This window comes from Mucilaginibacter sp. 14171R-50, assembly GCF_010093045.1.
Taxonomy (GTDB): Bacteria; Bacteroidota; Bacteroidia; order Sphingobacteriales; family Sphingobacteriaceae; genus Mucilaginibacter.
The window spans coordinates 2792135-2810974 of record NZ_CP048115.1; the positions used below are offsets into that span (position 1 = coordinate 2792135).

Consider the following 18840-nt stretch of genomic DNA (forward strand, 5'->3'; position numbering starts at 1 on the left):
TTAAACCAAACGCTCCCGCTCGGCAAACGCTGCCAGCGTATCAGGCGCGGTCATTAAAAAAGTTTGTATGCCCAGGGTTTTGGCGGCCTCTAAATGTTGCGGGCTATCGTCAATAAATAGTGTTTCTTTTGCGTTTAAGTTGTTTTCGGCAAGTACCTGCTCAAAAAAATCTGTTTGAGGTTTACGCTTGCCCACCAGGTGCGAATAATATGTTTTTTCGAACAAGTGCTCATTATCCTCAAAACCAAAATCCGTTTTAAGGTAATTCATGATATGAGTATAATGGATATCGTTAATGTTGCTTAGCAAAAAGGTGCGGTATTTTTCTTTGAACTTCAGCAGCAGGTCGTGATTGCCTGGAGCTATACCCAGTAAAAGACTGTTCCACGCGTCGGTAATTTGCTGATCGGTTACAGCAGGGTTGCCCGTTTTAGTTTTAATATAAGCACGAAACTCATCTGCCGATACCTCGCCGCGGTCGAACCGGTCAAATATCTCATCCTGCTGGCGGTGACCAAAAAATGCCTCGGCATCGCTGATTCCCAACGCCTTAAAAGCCTGCTGCGCCCGCCTGAAATCAATGCTGAATATTACATTCCCGTAATCAAATATGATGTTTTTGATGTTATCCATTTGCTAATTTAAAGCCTAAATATAGGCTTAGCATATAAGTAAGCAGTATAATTTTTGCAAAACCCCTTTTTAATGGCGAAAAACATAATTTTGTCGCATTGTTTTTACTACCTACATTCACCCATTTTATAATGAAAGTATATAACAGGATTTTATTGCTGCCGCAAACGGTGTATAAAATTATATGTACCTTAATTATTTTACTTAGCACACTGCAAGGCAATGCGCAGGGGCTGCAGTTTAACTCTAACGACAGCCTGCTAAGCCGGCGCACATCCTATATGGTGTTTGCAGGCGATAAGCCCACCTTTCATGATAAGTTATCTATAAAGTTTGATCTTTCGTTATGGGATAACGATCACCTGGGCTATGTATTTAACATTACCGATACCAAAAGCAACTCCTATAGCCTTACTTACATTTATAATCACAACGGGTCGCCTACGCTGAATTTCAATATCGATAGCAAAAGCAATAAAATAGAGATACCGCTCAACTTGGCACAACTTAAAAAGCGTAACTGGATAAAGGTTAGGGCCGATATTAACCTGAAAGCCAATACCGTAAGCTTTTTGGTCAACGGTAAATGGTATAAAGCAACGGGCTTCGGCTTCGACGGCGAAATGACACCCGAGATAACCTTCGGTAAAAATAAGCATTACTCTGATGTTCCTAACATGGCTGTTAAAGACCTTGCTATTTCTGACGGTAGCGAAGATTATTATTTCCCGCTCAACGAATGGAAGGGTAACAGCGTGCATACGGATAGGGGCGATGCCCTCGGGTATGTTGATCATCCCGCCTGGCTGATCAACGAATCATATTTCTGGACACCTAAGTTCAGGCGGACCTTTAATGAGGTAGCGGGCCTGAACTTTGACGCGGAACGGCAGCAGCTGTTCATGTTTAAAAAGGATTCGCTGATATCCTACAACGTTCAGGAGGATAATATAACAAGCCGGCCCTACCAAAATAAGCTTCCGCTTACGCTTTTACTTGGTAAAAGCGTAATTAATACAAGGGAAGGTAAGTGCTATGTGTACGAAGTGCAGCCCCCCGATTCGTTACACAGCATAGCCGCGCTTAACCTGAATACACTGAAGTGGGAGGCAACGGGTAAAGCCCTGATCAAGGAACAGCGCCATCATCACAACGTGTTTTTTGATAAGGACCAAACCAACTTCTACCTTTTTGGCGGATACGGTTCATTCTCGTATCACAAAGACTTTTTTAAATATCTGCCCGATAAGGATCTGTGGGAGAAGGTGGCGTTTAAGGGCGACACCATTTCGCCGCGCTTTTTTTCGGGAAGCAGCCAGGCCGACGAGAATAACGACGTTTATATATTCGGGGGGTACGGCAACCAGTCGGGCAATCAAATAGTTGGGGGCAAACATTTTTATGACCTGTATAGGGTAAATTTAACTACCCGTACCATTAAAAAATGCTGGGAAATAAGCCCGGAAGAGGAGCCGTTTGTATCAGCCAATAACCTCATTATCTCTAAAGACAAAAAGTATTTCTACGCCTTGTGTTACCCACACGAAAAACCAAAGACCAACCTGCGGCTTTATAAATTTTCTATCAGGGACGGGTCGTACGAAATTGTAAGCGGTACCATACCCGTTACTTCCGAACGGATAGAAAGCGACTTTAACTTATTTTTCAACCCCCAACAAGGCGAGTTTTATTGCACCGCCCAGGAGTTTGTATCCCCGGCACAATCAACCGTACGCATCTATTCCCTCACCGCGCCGCCCGTAAGTCAGCAGGCTTACTTAAACTCGCAGCGGCCGGCCACAAGTAAGTTCAACAGCTTATACATTTACCTTACCGGCCTTATAATAATATGCGCCGCTGCATGGTATTTTGTACGCAAACGCAGAAAGACGCAGGGCGGGATACATACCGGCGAAGAAATAACCCCCGAATTTTACACCCGCAAAAAAGAGGCCGATAAAAAACCAAATGCCGTTTACCTGTTAGGCGAATTTGTGGTGTTTAACAAGCATAGCAGGGACATTACCTATATGTTCAGTCCCAAAATAAAACAATTATTCATTCTTATTTTACTGAACAGTAAGGACGGACAAGGGGTTGTTTCAAAAAAAATATCAGCTACTTTATGGCCGGACAAAGACGTTACCCGTACAAAAAACATCAAAGGGGTAACAATTAATCACCTGCGCAATATCATAGCCGATCTGGAAGGCATAGAACTTACTTTCCTGAACGATACTTACAGTTTTCAGTTAAGCGAAAGTTTTTTCTGCGATTATTTTGTCATCATTGATGCGCTGCACCAGATACAAGAGCACAATTTGTCGGCAAGCCGGTTTGTAACTGATAATTGTGAGCTTTTTGCACGCGGCGGCTTGCTGCAATACCTGCCCGAGACCTGGCTGGACGATATAAAACTGAGCTTTGAAGAGTCGCTTATGCTGGTTATACTGCCTGAGGTGAAAAAGATATATGAAAGCGGCGATCATAAAAAAGCGTTCGAAATATCCCGCGTGGTGCTCAACATCGATCCGTTTAACGATACCGCTTTAAAATATAAACTTAAATCAGTCCGCAGAATAAAAGGCATCGATCATGCCAAACGTTTATACGACGAGTTTATCAACGAATATCAAAAATCACTGGGTAGCGAATACCCTGTTCACTTCGATAAGATCTGCAAATAAAAATCGGTTCCCGGTTTAAAAATGCTTCACCGATATCAGGGATATTTCTTAAAAAAGGGGTTAATAATCTGCGGTTAACAAAATTTTAACTCTATTAACCCCTTTTTTAACCCTGCTTTTAATACATCCCCCTTTATACTTGTGTGCCGGCTGTACTGGGTTTACCCCTGCAACAGCGTTACCGGCGCAGTTATAAACCAGTTTAAACCAATTTACCTATGGATGAAATTTTTACCAATTATGGTGAATGCCATGGCATTCATTATGGTGTAAAGATCAAAAGGACGGTACGCCATTGTATCACGTTTCTTTTGTTTTTACTGATGTGCAGCGCGGCGTTCGCGCAAAGCAGAACCATTACCGGTGTAGTATCTGATAATGCAGGGCCTTTACCAGGTGTATCGGTAACCATTAAGGGCACCACAGCCGGCACGGTTACAGATGTTAACGGTAGATACTCGCTTAACGTATCCCCGGGCCAAACACTCTTGTTTTCTTTTTTAGGGTATGCACCGCAGGAGGTTGCGGTTAATACGCAATCAACAGTAAGCATTACGCTGGCGCAAAACTCATCTACCTTAAATGAGGTGGTGGTAGTAGGTTACGGCACGCAAAAGAAAGCTACCGTAACAGGCTCAGTCGCCAGTGTTTCGGGCAGCGAGATCACAACCACAAAAAACGAGAACGTTATTAACTCGTTAACCGGTAAGGTGGCGGGTTTGCGGGTAACGCAAAATTCTGCCGAGCCCGGAACGTTCAACAGTTCGTTCAGCATTCGCGGCTTTGGAGACCCGCTGGTGATCATTGACGGTGTGCCGCGCGATAACATAACCCGCCTCGACCCGAACGATATCGAGAGCGTATCGGTACTAAAAGACGCATCGGCAGCTATATACGGTGTGCGTGCCGCAAACGGCGTTATTTTGGTGACTACCAAAAAGGGTAAAAAAGGATCGCTTGAATTAAATTATTCGGGTAGCTATGGTGTCCAGGTGCCCTCGGGTTTGCCAAAGGCCGTTGGCGCAATCGATTTTATGACGCTGGTTAACGAGCAATTACTGCATAACGTTAACGGCGGCCAGGTTAAATATTCCGAATCAGACTTTGACGCCTTCCGTACTGGTACCCGTACCAGTACAGACTGGTACACACCTGTTATTAAAAACAGCGTGCCGCAGCAGCAGCACAATTTAAACGCCATGGGCGGTAACGATAACACCACCTATTTTGTGAGTATGGGCATCACCCAGCAGGATGGCTTTTTGCGAAGCGATGACCTAAATTACAAGCGCTACAACCTGCGCTCGAACCTGAGCACCCGCATCACCAAAAATTTAACGGTTGATGTAAACATAAACGGTACATTAGATCAAAAGGACCAGCCTTACCAGGATGCCTGGTGGATCATCCGGTCGTTTTGGAGGCAGGTACCAACCCAACCTATTTATGCCAATAACAACCCCGCGTACTTTAACATTGGCGAAGTTGATGGCACCAACCCGCTTGCATTGGCCGATGCTGATGTAAACGGTTACAGAAAATACACTAACCGCTGGCTGCAATCGCAGGTGTCGGCAACCTGGCAGCTGCCGTTTGTACCCGGGTTAAGCGCTAAAGGCTTGTATGCATATGATTATTATCATTCAAATAATAAGATCTACCAAAAATCATACAACCAATACAACTACGATGCAAACAGCGATACTTACAGGCCAACAGCTTATCAATCGCCTGCTACCATTCGCAACGAATCGTTTGAGCGGCCGGGCAGCTTAATGCAGCTTTCGTTAAACTACGACCACAATTTTGGCGACCATAGTTTCACAGGCCTGTTATTGTATGAAGAAAACCACCGCCAGCAGGATAACTTTTACGCGCAGCGCGAACTTTCTTTACCGGTAGACCAGATATTTGCCGGTAACGCGCAAAATCAGATCGGATCGGCCAACGTGGGCGACATTTACGACTATGTGAACAAATCAGTTGTAGGGCGTATCAATTACAACTATAAATCCAAATACCTCGCAGAGTTTAGTTTCAGGGAAGATGGTTCGTCAAGGTTCCCTAACTCAAAAAAATGGGGCTTCTTCCCCGCAGGGTCGTTAGGATGGCGCGTATCACAGGAGGGTTTCTGGAAAGATTCTCATGCCCTGTCGTTCATCAACGATTTTAAATTGAGGGCATCGTACGGCAGGGTTGGAGCCGACAATTCGCTTTTCTACCAATTCCTTACCGGTTACGATTACCCCGCCGGCGGGTCAAACAACCAGCTGCCGGGTGGTTCAGTATTCGACGGTACATTTGTAAACGCCATTGCCAGCCGCGGTATTGCTAATGCCAACCTTACCTGGTATAATGCCGAAACCTATAACCTTGGGTTTGATGCAGAAGCATGGAACGGTTTGCTTGGAGCCACCTTTAACGTGTTCAGGCGCGATGGCAGCGGCCTGCTGGCGACCAGGGCGCAAAGCTTGCCAAGTGTTTTGGGAGCGAGACAACCACAGGAAAACTTAAACAGCGACCGGACCCAGGGTTTCGAGGTGGAGCTAACGCACCGCAGCCACATCGGCGCGTTCAATTATAACATAAAGGGTAATGTAGCCTTTGCACGCACCAAAAACAGGTATGTAGAGCACTCGCCCTATGGCAACTCGCAATTAAACTGGCACAATAATCAAAACGACCGCTGGAACAACATTTACTGGGGATATGGCGCCGACGGGCAGTTTACCAGTTACCAGGATATACTGAACAGCCAGCAGTTTGTATCGCGGAATGCCGTGGTAGGCGATTATCAGTACCAGGACTGGAACGGCGATGGCCAGATAACCGGCGACGATGTGCACCCCATTGCATACAACAGCGCGCCGTTAACCAACTTTGGTTTAACACTGGGCGGCTCATACAAAGGCTTTGATTTTAACATGTTATGGCAGGGCGCCACAAATGTTACCGTATCATACATCGAGCAGCTGAACATACCGCTTTGGGGTGGTGGCAGCGCGCTGGAGATGTTTATGGACAGGTACCACCCGGCCGACCCCAACGCCGATCCGTACAACCCCAACACCGTTTGGATTCCTGGTAAGTATGCTTTAACAGGTACTACTGCCGATGTAAACTCTATGTTCAACATCCAGGATGCCTCTTATGTAAGGCTGAAATCGGCAGAGTTAGGGTACAGCCTTTCGCCCAACGCGGCTAAAAAGATAGGTATAAAGGGGGCACGGATATTTGTTACCGGTTATAACATATTAACTTTTACCGGCGTAAAATATCTCGACCCTGAGCACCCTTCGGCCACGTACGGTTATCTGTACCCGCTTAATAAAACATTCTCATTAGGCGTAAATGTTAAGCTTTAAACATTAAGATCATGAAAAAAACGATATATATATTGATATGCTTTTTTGTGTGCTGGACATCGGCCTGCAGAAAGATGGATATACCACCTATAAATATTATCCAGGATAAGGACGCATTAAGCAACGCTGGTGGCGTACAGGCCTACATGGCCCGTTTATACTCGCAGTTACCCATCGAAGATTTTAGGTACTCGCCGCAGCGCGGTCTTAATTTCTTTTGGATCATCAGTCCGTTCCCGGCCGTTACCGGCGAGGCATTAAGCCGCGACCAGCGCGGCGCTATGCAGGAAAACGTAGACGAATCGCCCTGGGCCGAGTGTTACTCGCTGATAAGGGATGCCAACTATTTTATAGAGAATCTGCCGAAATATTCAAGCAGTTTTACCGAGGCACAGGTAAACTCCTGGCTGGGCGAGGCCCGGTTTGTAAGGGCGGCAACTTATTTTGCTTTGGTAAAACGTTACGGCGGCGTGCCTTTGATAGACAAGGTTTTGGAATATCCCACACCTGATCTGGAAAGTTTAAACATCCCCCGTTCGTCAGAGGAGGCTATCTATGATTTCATCGCCACAGACCTTGATTACGCTTACCAAAACATCAGCGAAAATAACCAGGTGGGCCGGGCCAACAAATATGTTGCAGCGGGTTTTAAATCGCGGGCAATGTTATATGCAGGTTCAATAGCTAAGTACAATAACATTACTTTGGTTGATGCTGCGGGTAACCGGGTTTGTGGAATACCATCGGCAAAGGCAGTTACTTATTTCAAGGCGTCTTATGATGCCGCCGTATTGTTAGAAAACAAATACAGCCTTTACAAAAAAGCATGGGCTGCCGGCGATAAGACAGCGCAGTATCAAAACTTTGTGAATATGTTTTTCGACGCTACCAGCCCCGAAAATGTATTTGTGCGGCAGTACCATTACCCCGAATCTGTTCACGGTTATGATGCCTACAATGTGCCTCGCCAGTTAATGGGTGCAAACGGTTACTCGGCCGAGGTTAACCCTACGCTCGACTATGTGGAACTGTTTGACGGCCTGCCCAAGAACGCAGATGGTACAATTAAAACCATGACAGCCGGAAAATATGATCTGTACAATACCACCATGGATCTTTTTGCCAACGCCGAACCCAGACTAAGGGCAACTGTTATACTTCCCGGCGATGAGTTTAAAGGGCAAAGTATCGAAATTCGCCGCGGTATATACACCGGCAGTTCGGCTGGGGGCATTAGTCCGCTGCTGCCTGCAGGCTCAACTGCAAATTATCCTACCACTAATATTGTACAATCATCAAACGCCTCGCAAACACCGTATACCCTGCCTGATGGCAGCACCATGAACCCTGCGGGTTTAAGCGGTATTTTCACCGGTGATGGTACCTGCGCTATATCAGGCTTTTCGGTTCGTAAGTGGCTGGTGCCCGATAAACCTACCTCAGAAGTGCTGGAAAACCGGTCTGACCAAACCTGGATAGAGATGCGTTACGCCGAAGTTTTACTGAACCGTGCCGAGGCCGCTTATGAGCTTAACACGCTTGGGCAAAACGACAAGAACTACCTGCAGGATGCCTTTACGATCATCAATCAGATACGTGAGCGCGCCGGGGCCGATTTTTTGGCCAGCGCCGCTAACCTGAACGATATAGATATCATCCGCAACGAGCGCAGGAAGGAACTCGGCTTCGAAAATAAGATATGGTGGGATATGAGGAGATGGAGAACTGCTGATAAAGAGCAAAACTCAACTATCTACCGCGTATTGATGCCTTTTTATTCGGCTAATGATAAAAAGTACTTCTTTGATGCCCGTACCGACGAGCGCAATATACGCTACACCTTTGATGTGCGCTGGTATTACGAGCAGATACCAAACGGCGAGATTCAAAAGAGCCAGAAATTAATACAAAACCCAGGTTATTAATTATTACAGAAATGAAAAAGATATTATATATGATAGCTGTATGCGCGATAGCCTTAGCAGGCAGTTCGTGCAGCAAATTAGACGATTACGACGCACCGGCTGAAACCTTAAACGGCAGCGTGACAGACGCCGGCACGGGTAAAACCCTGCAGACAGAAATTGGCGGCGGCGGTACGCGTATAAAGCTGCTTGAAATAAGCTGGGGCGATAACCCGACACCTTTCTACATCAGTTCTATGCAGGACGGTACCTTTAATTACACCAAACTGTTCCCCGGTAAAAATAAAATAAGCGCCGAAGGGGCCTTCGTTCCGCTGGTGCAAACAGATGCCACCGGGGCAACTACGGTAGATAAAAGCCAGACGGTCGATATCAAGGGTACAACAACCGTAAACTTTTCCGTCGATCCGTTTTTAAGGATAGAGTGGCAGGGCGAACCGGTGTTAAACGCCGACGGTACTATCTCTGTAACGTTTAAGATCACCCGCGGTACCAATGATCCCAACTTTCAGCAAGACATAACCGATGTGAGGTTATTTGTTAACTCCAACAAGTTTACAGGCAACAACAATTTCGACGACCGCTATTCTACGCAGATAAACTACAATGGGTCAGACGCTAACGCGCAGTTAGGGCAGTCGATAACCATCACTACCAAGGGCGGCCCGCTGCCTACCGGCAGAGATTACTTTTTAAGGATTGGTGCCCGCACTAATTACGGCTTAAAGTATTACAACTATACAGATGTTAAAACTGTAAGTGTTCCATAATTGCTATTCTACCCTGCTTAAGAATGTTAAATTCTTAAGCAGGTTTATACAAAATCTATGAAAAAACTTCTATTTTTTTGCTGCCTGTCTGCGCTGTCTGCCAGCGTAAACGCGCAGGCAACCAAACCGTCTCCGTTAAAAGAAAAAACCGCCTTTCAAACCAGCAGCCCCTGGATGCCCGAGATCGATGTACGGTCTGACATCGCCATTGTTTACGGCGTTAACGACCGCAAGGGCATGACCTTTGAGCAGCGCGTACAATCATGGCGCGACCATGGCTACCAAACCAACTTTATGACTGGCATAGCCTGGGGCGACTATAAAGATTACTTTTTAGGCAAGTGGGATGGCATAAATCACCTTGGTGTAGGCCAGGTCACCGCAAAGGGAGATACCATTTTTCATGGTAAGGATATGCCTTACGTGGTACCGGTAAAATCTTTTATCGAATACATGAAAACGGCGGTTATCAAAAGGGTGATAGACGTGGGCATAACCAATATTTTCATGGAAGAGCCCGAGTTTTGGGCAAGGGCAGGTTACAGCGCGCCGTTTAAGGACGAGTGGCAAAAGTATTATGGTTTCCCCTGGAAACCTCAGCACGAATCGGCAGAGAATACTTACCTGTCGAACAAGCTGAAATATCACCTGTATTACGAAGCCATAAAAGAGGTATCGAGCTATGCCAAAGCTTACGGTAAAAGTAAGGGTAAGAGCATAAAAGTGTTTATCGCTACGCACTCGCTGGTTAACTATTCATCGTGGCAAATTGTTAGCCCCGAGGCCAGCCTGGCGTCCTTGCCGGGGATAGATGGCTACATTGCGCAGGTATGGACAGGCACTTCTCGCGAGCCTACTTATTTTGACGGGCAGAAAAAAGAAAGGGTGTTCGAGAACGCGTTTTTAGAGTATGGCTCAATGGTATCGATGACGGCGCCAACCGGCCGCAAAATGTTCTTCCTTACAGACCCTATAGAGGATTGGCCGCGCGACTGGGCCGACTATAAAAAGAATTACCAGGCAACTTTTACGGCCAAGCTTTTATACCCCATGGTAGCCGATTACGAGGTAATGCCTTGGCCCGAGCGTATCTACACACGCCCGTATAAGGTAGCCAACAGCAACGAGAAGGTGCTGATACCGCAATACTATTCAACCCAGATGCAGGTGATGGTAAACGCGCTGAACAGCATGCCCCGGTCTGCCAATAAGGTAACAGGCGTGAACGGCATAGGCGTGTTAATGAGCAACTCGCTGATGTTTCAGCGCTTCCCAACGCATAACGGGTTTGAAGATCCGCAATTCTCGAACTTTTACGGCCAAACACTGCCTTTGTTAAAGCGCGGTGTGCCGGTGCAAACCGTGCATATGGAAAACCTTAGCTACGGCGCCACCTTAAAAAATATTAAGGTTTTGGTGGTCAGCTACTCAAATATGAAACCTGTATCGGCCCAAATACACACGGCATTAGCTGCCTGGGTTAAACAGGGCGGGGTATTGATATACGCCGGCCGCGACGACGACCCGTACCAAACCGTAATGGATTGGTGGGATACAAAAGGCATGAACTTTAAAGCGCCATCACAACACTTGTTTAAGCTGCTGGGCATTACCCCCTCTGCCGGAAAAGAGAAATACACCGTAGGCAAAGGCGCAGTTTATATCATCAGGCAAAATCCTAAAGAGTTTGTTTTAGAAGCTGATGCCGATACCAAATTTATAAGCCTGGTTAAGCAGGGCTTTGAAACCGATGCGAAGGCAGGCAAGCTTGTGTTCAAAAACAGCCTGTACCTGCAGCGCGGCCCTTATGATGTGATATCGGTTATGGACGAAAACCCCGATACCAAGCCCTATACCATCAAGGGCCCGGTTATCGACCTGTTCAACCCGCAACTGCCGGTATTGGCCCAAAAGGTAGTTAACCCCGGCGAGCAGGCTTTGCTGTACAATTTAAACAGGGCGGTCAATAAAAACAGGCCGCAGGTTTTAGCCGCCGCCGCGCGCGCCTACCAGGAAAAGGTTGCAGGCAAAAGTTATTCATTTGTTGTTAAAAGCCCTATAAAAACGCAAAACAGCATGCGGGTATTACTGCCGGCAAAACCCAGGGTAACTAAAGTTACCGATAGCAAAGGGCAGCAAATTACAGATGTAAAAACCTCCTGGGATGCGTCGTCAAACACCGTGTACCTGGGTTTCGCGAACGACCCTGCCGGGATAAAAGTGGATTTAAGTTGGTAAACATGGGGTTGGTTTAAGAACAGTTACTACTACCATACATGGGCTTGTACCGTGTATGCGTAGTGTGGCTGGATTGCCGCGTCCGGTTTATCATATCAAAATATTAAAATGAAAAAATTATTCTTAGTTGCCCTTTCCTTTTTACCGCTGATGGCTTTGGCGCAGGTTGATAACGCAAACCTTGCCGACCTTGTAAACCCGCTGATGGGCACCGACTCTAAGCCGTCGCTCTCAAACGGTAACACCTATCCCGCTATAGCGGTGCCATGGGGCATGAACTTCTGGACACCGCAAACCGGTAAAATGGGCAGCGGCTGGCAATACACCTACAATTCAGATAAATTGGTTGGCTTTAAGCAAACGCACCAGCCATCGCCCTGGATGAACGATTACGGCCAGTTCTCTATCTTCCCCGAAACAGGTAAGATAAGGGTTGACGAAGCAGAGCGCGCCAGCTGGTTTTCGCATAAAGCTGAGATAGCCAAACCCTATTATTACAGCGTTTACCTGGCAGATTACGACGTGACAACCGAAATAGCGCCAACCGAACGCGCGGCAAGTTTTAAATTTACCTTCCCCAGGAGCGACAGCGCGCACATTGTGATAGATGCTTTCGACAAAGGGTCGTACGTGAAGATCATGCCCGGTCAAAACAAGATAATTGGCTATAGTACGCGCAACAGCGGTGCGGTACCTGCCAATTTTAAAAACTACTTTGTTATTTATATAGATAAGCCATTTAAAAACGCATCTGTCTGGCATGGTAAAGATATTGACGATGGTAAGCTGGAATACACCGGCGACCATGCCGGCGCGGTAATCAGCTTTAACACAACAAAAGGCGAGGTAGTGAACCTGCGTGTAGCATCGTCATTCATCAGCATTGAGCAGGCCGAACTTAACCTGCAAAGGGAAGTGGGTAAAGATGATTTCGAAGTCATCAAACAAAGGGCAAAAACCACCTGGAATACTACCTTAAGCAAACTGGTTGCTGAGGGCGGCTCGGTCGATCAAACACGTACCTTTTACTCGTGCCTGTACCGCATGCTGTTCTTCCCAAACAAGTTGTATGAGCTGGATGCCAATAAAAATATCGTGCATTACAGTCCATATACCGGCAAGGTGCTGCCGGGCTATATGTTTGCCGGTACAGGCTTTTGGGATACCTTCAGGGCGTTGTATCCTTTCCTGAACCTGGTTTACCCTTCCATCAACAAAGAGATGCAGCAGGGCCTGATAAACGATTATAAGGAGGGTGGCTGGCTGCCCGAGTGGAGCAGCCCCGGTTATGCCAATGTAATGGTAGGCAACAACTCGGCGTCGGTGGTATCCGAAGCTTACTTAAAAGGCGGACGTGGCTATGATATCGGCACTTTGTACCAGGCCTTGTTACACGGCGCTAATAACGACGGGCCGGCAGCAACCGGCCGGGACGGTGTTGATTATTATAACAGCCTGGGTTATGTGCCTTACGATGTGAAGATAAACGAGAATGCTGCCCGCACCTTAGAATATGCCTATGACGATTTTGCCATTTACAAGCTTGGCAAGGCCCTTGGCCGCCCGGCATCCGAAACGGAGATCTACCGCAAGCGCAGCCTGAACTACAAAAACCTTTTTGACCCGCAAACCGGTTTGATGCGCGGCAAGAACAAGGATGGTAAGTTTCAAAGTCCGTTTAACCCATTTAAATGGGGCGATGCCTTTACCGAAGGCAACAGCTGGCACTACACCTGGAGCGTTTTTCATGATGTACAGGGATTAATAAACCTGATGGGCGGCAACCGGAAGTTTGTCAACAAGCTCGATTCAGTGTTTATCCTTCCGCCGGTTTTTGACGACAGCTATTACCACAGCGTTATCCACGAGATAAGGGAAATGCAGATAGCCGGTATGGGCCAGTACGCGCATGGTAACCAGCCCATACAGCACATGACCTACCTGTACAATTACGCGGGCCAGCCCTGGAAAACCCAGCTGCATGTACGCGATGTGATGAACAAGATGTATAAGCCTACCCCGGATGGCTACTGCGGCGACGAGGATAACGGCCAAACATCGGCCTGGTATGTGTTTTCGGCAATGGGCTTTTACCCGGTAACCCCTGCCAGCGACCAATACGCCTTAGGCGCCCCGCTGTTCAAAAAAATAACAGTGAAGCTACAGAATGGAAAAACCATTACTATTAATGCCGCAAACAACGGGCCGGCAAACCGTTATGTGAACAGTTTAACCATTAACGGTAAACCATATACCCATAACTGGCTTAGTCACTCCGCATTGCTGAAAGGCGCTGTATTAAACTTTAGCATGTCGCCGCGGCCTAATAAGCAGAAGGGTATCCGTACTGCGGATGCACCCTATTCATTATCTACCGAAAAATAATTACCATCTACCTATGAAAAAGCTAATTTATGTACTGCTGGCAAGCTTGTTTATTACGGCAATAAGCTGCAGCAAAGGCACCGAGAACAAGCCACCCGTTGTAAAGCCTGATGACGGCCAGCCGGCCGACCCTGAATTTACCGCGGCAGATGCCGCCGCCGCATACACGGCATTTAACAAATACTATTACAATCCATCAAAAAAGCTTTATTACAGCACCACTAGTCAGGACGGCCTCGCCGCCATATGGACCCAGGCTATTTACTGGGATATGGCCATGAACGTTTACGAGCGCACCAAAAGCCCTGCGCAGCTTGCCATGGTTAACGATATGTACCAGGGTGGCTTTAACCAATACGACGGTTACAACTGGGATAATACCACCACCTGGTTTATTTACGATGATATGATGTGGTGGGTTATGGCGCTTGCCCGCGCCAACCAATTAACCGGTAAGCCGGAGTACCTGCAAAAGGCCATAGCCGGGTTTAACCGCGTTTGGAACGGATCGTACGATAGCGTAAAGGGCGGTATGTTCTGGGATTTTCAGCACAGCGGCAAAAATGCCTGCATTAATTATCCTACCGTAATTGCAGCCATGCGCCTGTATAAGATCACCGGCGATGCAAGTTACCTGGATAAGGCAAAATCGATATACGGATGGGCAAAGGCCAACCTGTTTGATGTTAACAGCGGCCGCGTGGCCGATCATAAAATAGGCGATAACCCGCCGGGTTATGAGGATTATACCTACAATCAGGGGACAGCGATAGGGGCCGCCGTAGCGCTTTATGATGAAACAAAAGATAACGCCTACCTGGAAGATGCCAAACTGGCCGCCGATTACACCAAAACCAAAATGGGTGCGAATGGTATTTTACCCGCCGAAGGCGATTTTAACGAGCAGGGCGTATTAAAGGCCATATTTGCCCAGTACATTACCCAGCTGATAACCGACGGTAAACAAACCCAATACCTTGATTGGGTTAAAACCAACATAAACACCGGTTGGAAAAACCGCGATAAGGCGCGCGACCTTACCTGGCGAAATTACGCCTTGCCTGCCCCGAGGGGGGTAATGCAATCATACGAGAGCAGCAGCATAGTAACCTTTATGCAGCTGTACCTTACAGCCAAATAGTCCAGATTATATCAGCAATTAAACTAAGCCCCGCCTAAAAGCGGGGTTTGTTTGTTTTATATCAATAGGTTATGGCTTTGGCGTTTGGTGTGTTTAGCATATCGTTTGGTGTATTTAGCATATCCGGTGGTTTTTCTTTGCCCGACTTTTATTAAAAAAACAGAAGTCATGAAAAGGAAGATATTAATAGCCTGTTTAGTATGGGTATTAGGGGCCGCGGCAGCGTATGCTACCCCACCAAGAGAGGCCCGGTTATATGATAAGGTGATACAAACCTTTATTGAAAGCCACATGACATCGGCTTACCAGAAGCTTAATTCGATTTTGGCCGACGACGCCGTTTTTAAGCTTTCGCGGGGCGAACAAGTGCTGGTTCAAAATAAGGGTGCGTTAGTCGACCAGATGAAGCAGCAAAAGGCCGTAACCCAAAATTGCGATTATGCCTATAATATTTTGGCCGAAAGCGATGCCATTGTTATTGCCAAAGTGAGTTTCTTTTATCCCGATGGTGTACAGGAGAATTACCTGATGCTTGAACGTGATGCACAAAAGCAATGGAAAATAGCCAATGTATATAAAATGTTCCCCGTTAACGGGAATGTAACCCCCACGCCGGCGCTGGTAAGTAAATAACCGTAACCCAAATTATAAACCACCTCAAAATGCAATATCACCCTTTTAGGGGGATATTGCATTTTGCTGTTAACAAAGTTTGATGTTTTGCATCTTATAGTATATAAGCTTAAATTGATGAATTGGGAAACGGGTAAAATTTTTAAAAGAATTTTAATTGCTATATTATTTTCCCCGTTATTTTCTTTTGGTCAAAAATTCACTTTTTCACATCTCGATATCGAAGATGGCCTTATCCAGTCGCAGGTAACACATTTTGCCCAGGATAGTAAACACCGTTTATGGATCGCCACCTTTGGTGGTGCATGCCGGTTTGATGGTAAGGACTATCTTAAGATATCCAAATCAAAGGGGTTAAGCAGCAATTTTGTTTACACCGTTTTTGTTGATAAGCACGACAGGTTATGGATAGGTACCGATGATGGCTTGCTTTGCACCGCCAATGGTAAAAACCTGCGCTTTGCGGTGTCCCCGGGCCATAAAAACAACACTACTACGGCCATTGCCGCCGGTAAGGATGGTACCATATATTGCCTGGTAAACAATAAGCTTTACCGGGTACGCGATAAAAGCCTGGTGGCCATGCAAATAACCGGTAGCGAGGAGTTGCTTACCTGTTTTAACATCAGCGATGCCGGGGTGATCTATGCCGCCGTGTATAATAAAGGGGTGTACAGTTTTGACCATAACAAATGGACATTGCAGGCATCGTCAGCTTTTAACGGCCAAACGGCGGTTATCGGAAAAATCCTTTTCGATAAATTTAAAAAAGGGAATATTTTACTTTGTTCCACTAACAACGTATTTCAGCTTGCGGGCGGTGAGCTAAAACCTTATGCCGATAATTTGCTGGCCGGCGCTGCGAAGCCCTTTAGCTGCATTGAACAGGATGCCGATGGCAATTTATGGATAGGCAGCGTTAAAGGGGCATATTGCATCAAATCAAACAGGATAATTGGGTTTAACTCGCAAAACGGCTTTACCGATAACCCGGTGATTGATATTTATAACGATGTTGACAATAATTTGTGGCTGGGCACATCGGGCAGCGGCGCGTATAAGTACGAAGGCGATGGTTATTTAACGGCAAACCCTAAAGTACAAACCAATAACAGTCAGATCATTATCGGCCTTGCCAAAACAAAAAACGGCGAGGTGCTGGCCAATGTGAGCGGTACCGGCATCATGAAATACGAGCAGGGCGTTTTGTCGCCTTATTTATTGCCAACCAATAACCTGAATACATCGCTGGTAAGCTGCCTATTTACCGACAGGCAGCAAAATATATGGATAGGTACCAATTTCGGCGGATTGTGGCGATCTGATGGTGCCGGGTTTAAGATGTTCCCCTGGACCACCAGCAGCATCATTAATGTCATCAGCCAGGCTGCCGACGGCGCAATTTGGTTTGGTACATCGTTAGGATGTTACCGTATAGCCAAAAATGGTGTACAAGCCATTACGCGCGCGCCCACTTTTGTTTCCACGTTGTTACCCCTCGGGGCCGATTCGGTGCTTATAGGTACGCATAACGGGGTACAGTTGGCTATAGGTAATAAAATAGTGCTCGAACCCGCATTGTCGTTCTTAGATCGTTCATCAGTTTACAGTATGCTGCGTGTTGGTAACGCCATTTTATTTGGTACCGATGATAAAGGCGTATTTGTATGGCAGGTAAACACCAATAAATATGTAAATATTGATGTAGCCGAAGGCCTTAAGTCAAGCAGCATATATTGTATGGCTGCGGATAACAACGGGCAGATATGGGTTGGTACCGGCAAGGGTGTTAATCGCTTAAAAAAATCGTCGGGCCGGCTGATGTTTAAGGTTTTAAACAACAGCTATCCAAAAAGCGAGATAGCCGAAGCCAACCAGGGGTCGTTGTTGCTTAGCGGCGATGAAATGCTGTTAGGGACCACCAAAGGCTTAAAAATATATAAAACTGCACAGGTAAACCCCCGCGCAACCCCACCGCAAACCGTGTTGAACGAAGTGAGGATATATGGTAAGAATGGTAAATACCGCTCGCTGATGGACGATTCGGCTGCCGCTCCGTTAAAGCTCAGTCACGATCAGAACCATATAGCCATATCGTTTTTGGGTATTCATTTAAAAGACCCCGAGAGTGTTACTTACCAGTACCGTTTAACCGGCTTGAATGATAAGTTTAGCCAGCCCGTTAAGAACCCTTTCGTTGAGTATTTTTCGCTGCCTCCCGGCAAATATTGTTTCGAAATAATATCTATCGACGGAAATGGCAGGCAGTCGGGCAACTCGGTACTGGCCCGGTTCGAGATTGTTCCGGCGTTTTACCAGGGTACCATATTCAAAATAATTGTGCTGCTTGCTTTTTTAATATGCGGCATTATTATACAAACCTTATGGCATCAAAAGAAAAAGCGGCGCAAAATGCTTTTAGAATCGATAAAAAAAGAAGAGGTGGTGAAGATACGCCAGCAAACCGCCGAAGATTTCCACGATGACCTGGGCAACAAATTAACACGCATATCTATCCTGTCAGAAATATTGCAGTCGCGCATGGGCGAGGGTAAAGAGGAAGAAAGAAAGCTGGTGGAGCAGATAAAATCAAACACGCTGTCGCTTTATAACGGTACCAAAGATATCCTTTGGGCGCTGAACCCCAGGAACGATAATTTATACGAGATACTTAGGCATATCAAAGAAATTGGCATTGAGCAGTTTGCTGACACGGCGATAAGTTTTGAGATGACCGGCTTACACACCGACCTGAAGCAATACCGGCTAAATATGGAACACAGCCGCAATTTGCTGATGATATTTAAAGAGCTGATCAATAATGTACTTAAACATGCCCATGCAACAAGTGTACGCATAATTGCCAGCCGGCAGGATAACGAAAAGCTGTTATTAGCCATCAGGGACGATGGGGTAGGCTTTGAGGCTGATATGCTTACCACCGGCTACGGCATGAACAATATAAAGGCCCGCGCAAAACGCATTAACGCCCACCTGAGTGTTGAAAGCAGCAAGGGCGCCGGAACCATAACCAAACTTATCATAAACCTGAAACAGGTATAA

Annotated in this window: 10 protein-coding genes; 9 read left to right on the plus strand and 1 reads right to left on the minus strand. The window is 46.5% G+C overall.

Features of this window, described 5'->3' with window-relative positions; all coding sequences use genetic code 11:
* A complete protein-coding gene (locus tag GWR56_RS12860; protein WP_162431637.1) occupies positions 1-633 on the minus strand; it encodes an HAD family phosphatase in 633 nt (210 codons plus the stop codon).
* Positions 634-764: 131 nt separating this feature from the next.
* Here GWR56_RS12860 and GWR56_RS12865 point away from each other — a divergent pair, with 131 nt between their 5' ends.
* The 9 genes from GWR56_RS12865 to GWR56_RS12905 all read left to right on the plus strand — a co-directional run bounded on the left by GWR56_RS12865 (position 765) and on the right by GWR56_RS12905 (position 18840).
* On the plus strand, positions 765-3320 hold the full coding sequence (locus GWR56_RS12865) for a hypothetical protein (protein ID WP_162431638.1): 2556 nt from the start codon (positions 765-767) through the stop codon (positions 3318-3320).
* Between the two features lie 218 nt (positions 3321-3538).
* Positions 3539-6685 carry a TonB-dependent receptor gene (locus GWR56_RS12870; RefSeq protein WP_162431639.1) on the plus strand — a complete coding sequence of 1049 codons (3147 nt, stop codon included), beginning with the start codon at positions 3539-3541 and terminating at the stop codon, positions 6683-6685.
* An 11-nt stretch (positions 6686-6696) separates the two neighbouring features.
* Positions 6697-8610, plus strand: coding sequence for a RagB/SusD family nutrient uptake outer membrane protein (locus GWR56_RS12875; RefSeq protein WP_162431640.1), 1914 nt, complete (start codon positions 6697-6699; stop codon positions 8608-8610).
* An 11-nt stretch (positions 8611-8621) separates the two neighbouring features.
* Positions 8622-9380 carry a DUF3823 domain-containing protein gene (locus tag GWR56_RS12880; RefSeq protein WP_162431641.1) on the plus strand — a complete coding sequence of 253 codons (759 nt, stop codon included), beginning with the start codon at positions 8622-8624 and terminating at the stop codon, positions 9378-9380.
* A gap of 57 nt (positions 9381-9437) precedes the next feature.
* Positions 9438-11618 carry a hypothetical protein gene (locus GWR56_RS12885; RefSeq protein WP_162431642.1) on the plus strand — a complete coding sequence of 727 codons (2181 nt, stop codon included), beginning with the start codon at positions 9438-9440 and terminating at the stop codon, positions 11616-11618.
* A gap of 108 nt (positions 11619-11726) precedes the next feature.
* A complete protein-coding gene (locus GWR56_RS12890) occupies positions 11727-14003 on the plus strand; it encodes a GH92 family glycosyl hydrolase (protein WP_162431643.1) in 2277 nt (758 codons plus the stop codon).
* Between the two features lie 13 nt (positions 14004-14016).
* Positions 14017-15144, plus strand: coding sequence for a glycoside hydrolase family 76 protein (locus GWR56_RS12895; protein WP_162431644.1), 1128 nt, complete (start codon positions 14017-14019; stop codon positions 15142-15144).
* 168 nt (positions 15145-15312) lie between these two features.
* A complete protein-coding gene (locus GWR56_RS12900; protein WP_162431645.1) occupies positions 15313-15777 on the plus strand; it encodes a hypothetical protein in 465 nt (154 codons plus the stop codon).
* Between the two features lie 117 nt (positions 15778-15894).
* Complete coding sequence (locus GWR56_RS12905; protein ID WP_162431646.1) at positions 15895-18840, plus strand: two-component regulator propeller domain-containing protein; 2946 nt, start codon at positions 15895-15897, stop codon at positions 18838-18840.

Bases quoted from the DNA above. Each gene is read 5' to 3' on its own strand.
- GWR56_RS12880 (WP_162431641.1), top strand. From the start codon at position 8,622: ATGAAAAAGATATTATATATGATAGCTGTATGCGCGATAGCCTTAGCA.
- GWR56_RS12905 (WP_162431646.1), top strand. From the start codon at position 15,895: ATGAATTGGGAAACGGGTAAAATTTTTAAAAGAATTTTAATTGCTATA.
- GWR56_RS12895 (WP_162431644.1), top strand. From the start codon at position 14,017: ATGAAAAAGCTAATTTATGTACTGCTGGCAAGCTTGTTTATTACGGCA.
- GWR56_RS12875 (WP_162431640.1), top strand. From the start codon at position 6,697: ATGAAAAAAACGATATATATATTGATATGCTTTTTTGTGTGCTGGACA.
- GWR56_RS12870 (WP_162431639.1), top strand. From the start codon at position 3,539: ATGGATGAAATTTTTACCAATTATGGTGAATGCCATGGCATTCATTAT.
- GWR56_RS12865 (WP_162431638.1), top strand. From the start codon at position 765: ATGAAAGTATATAACAGGATTTTATTGCTGCCGCAAACGGTGTATAAA.
- GWR56_RS12885 (WP_162431642.1), top strand. From the start codon at position 9,438: ATGAAAAAACTTCTATTTTTTTGCTGCCTGTCTGCGCTGTCTGCCAGC.
- GWR56_RS12890 (WP_162431643.1), top strand. From the start codon at position 11,727: ATGAAAAAATTATTCTTAGTTGCCCTTTCCTTTTTACCGCTGATGGCT.
- GWR56_RS12900 (WP_162431645.1), top strand. From the start codon at position 15,313: ATGAAAAGGAAGATATTAATAGCCTGTTTAGTATGGGTATTAGGGGCC.
- GWR56_RS12860 (WP_162431637.1), bottom strand. From the start codon at position 633: ATGGATAACATCAAAAACATCATATTTGATTACGGGAATGTAATATTC.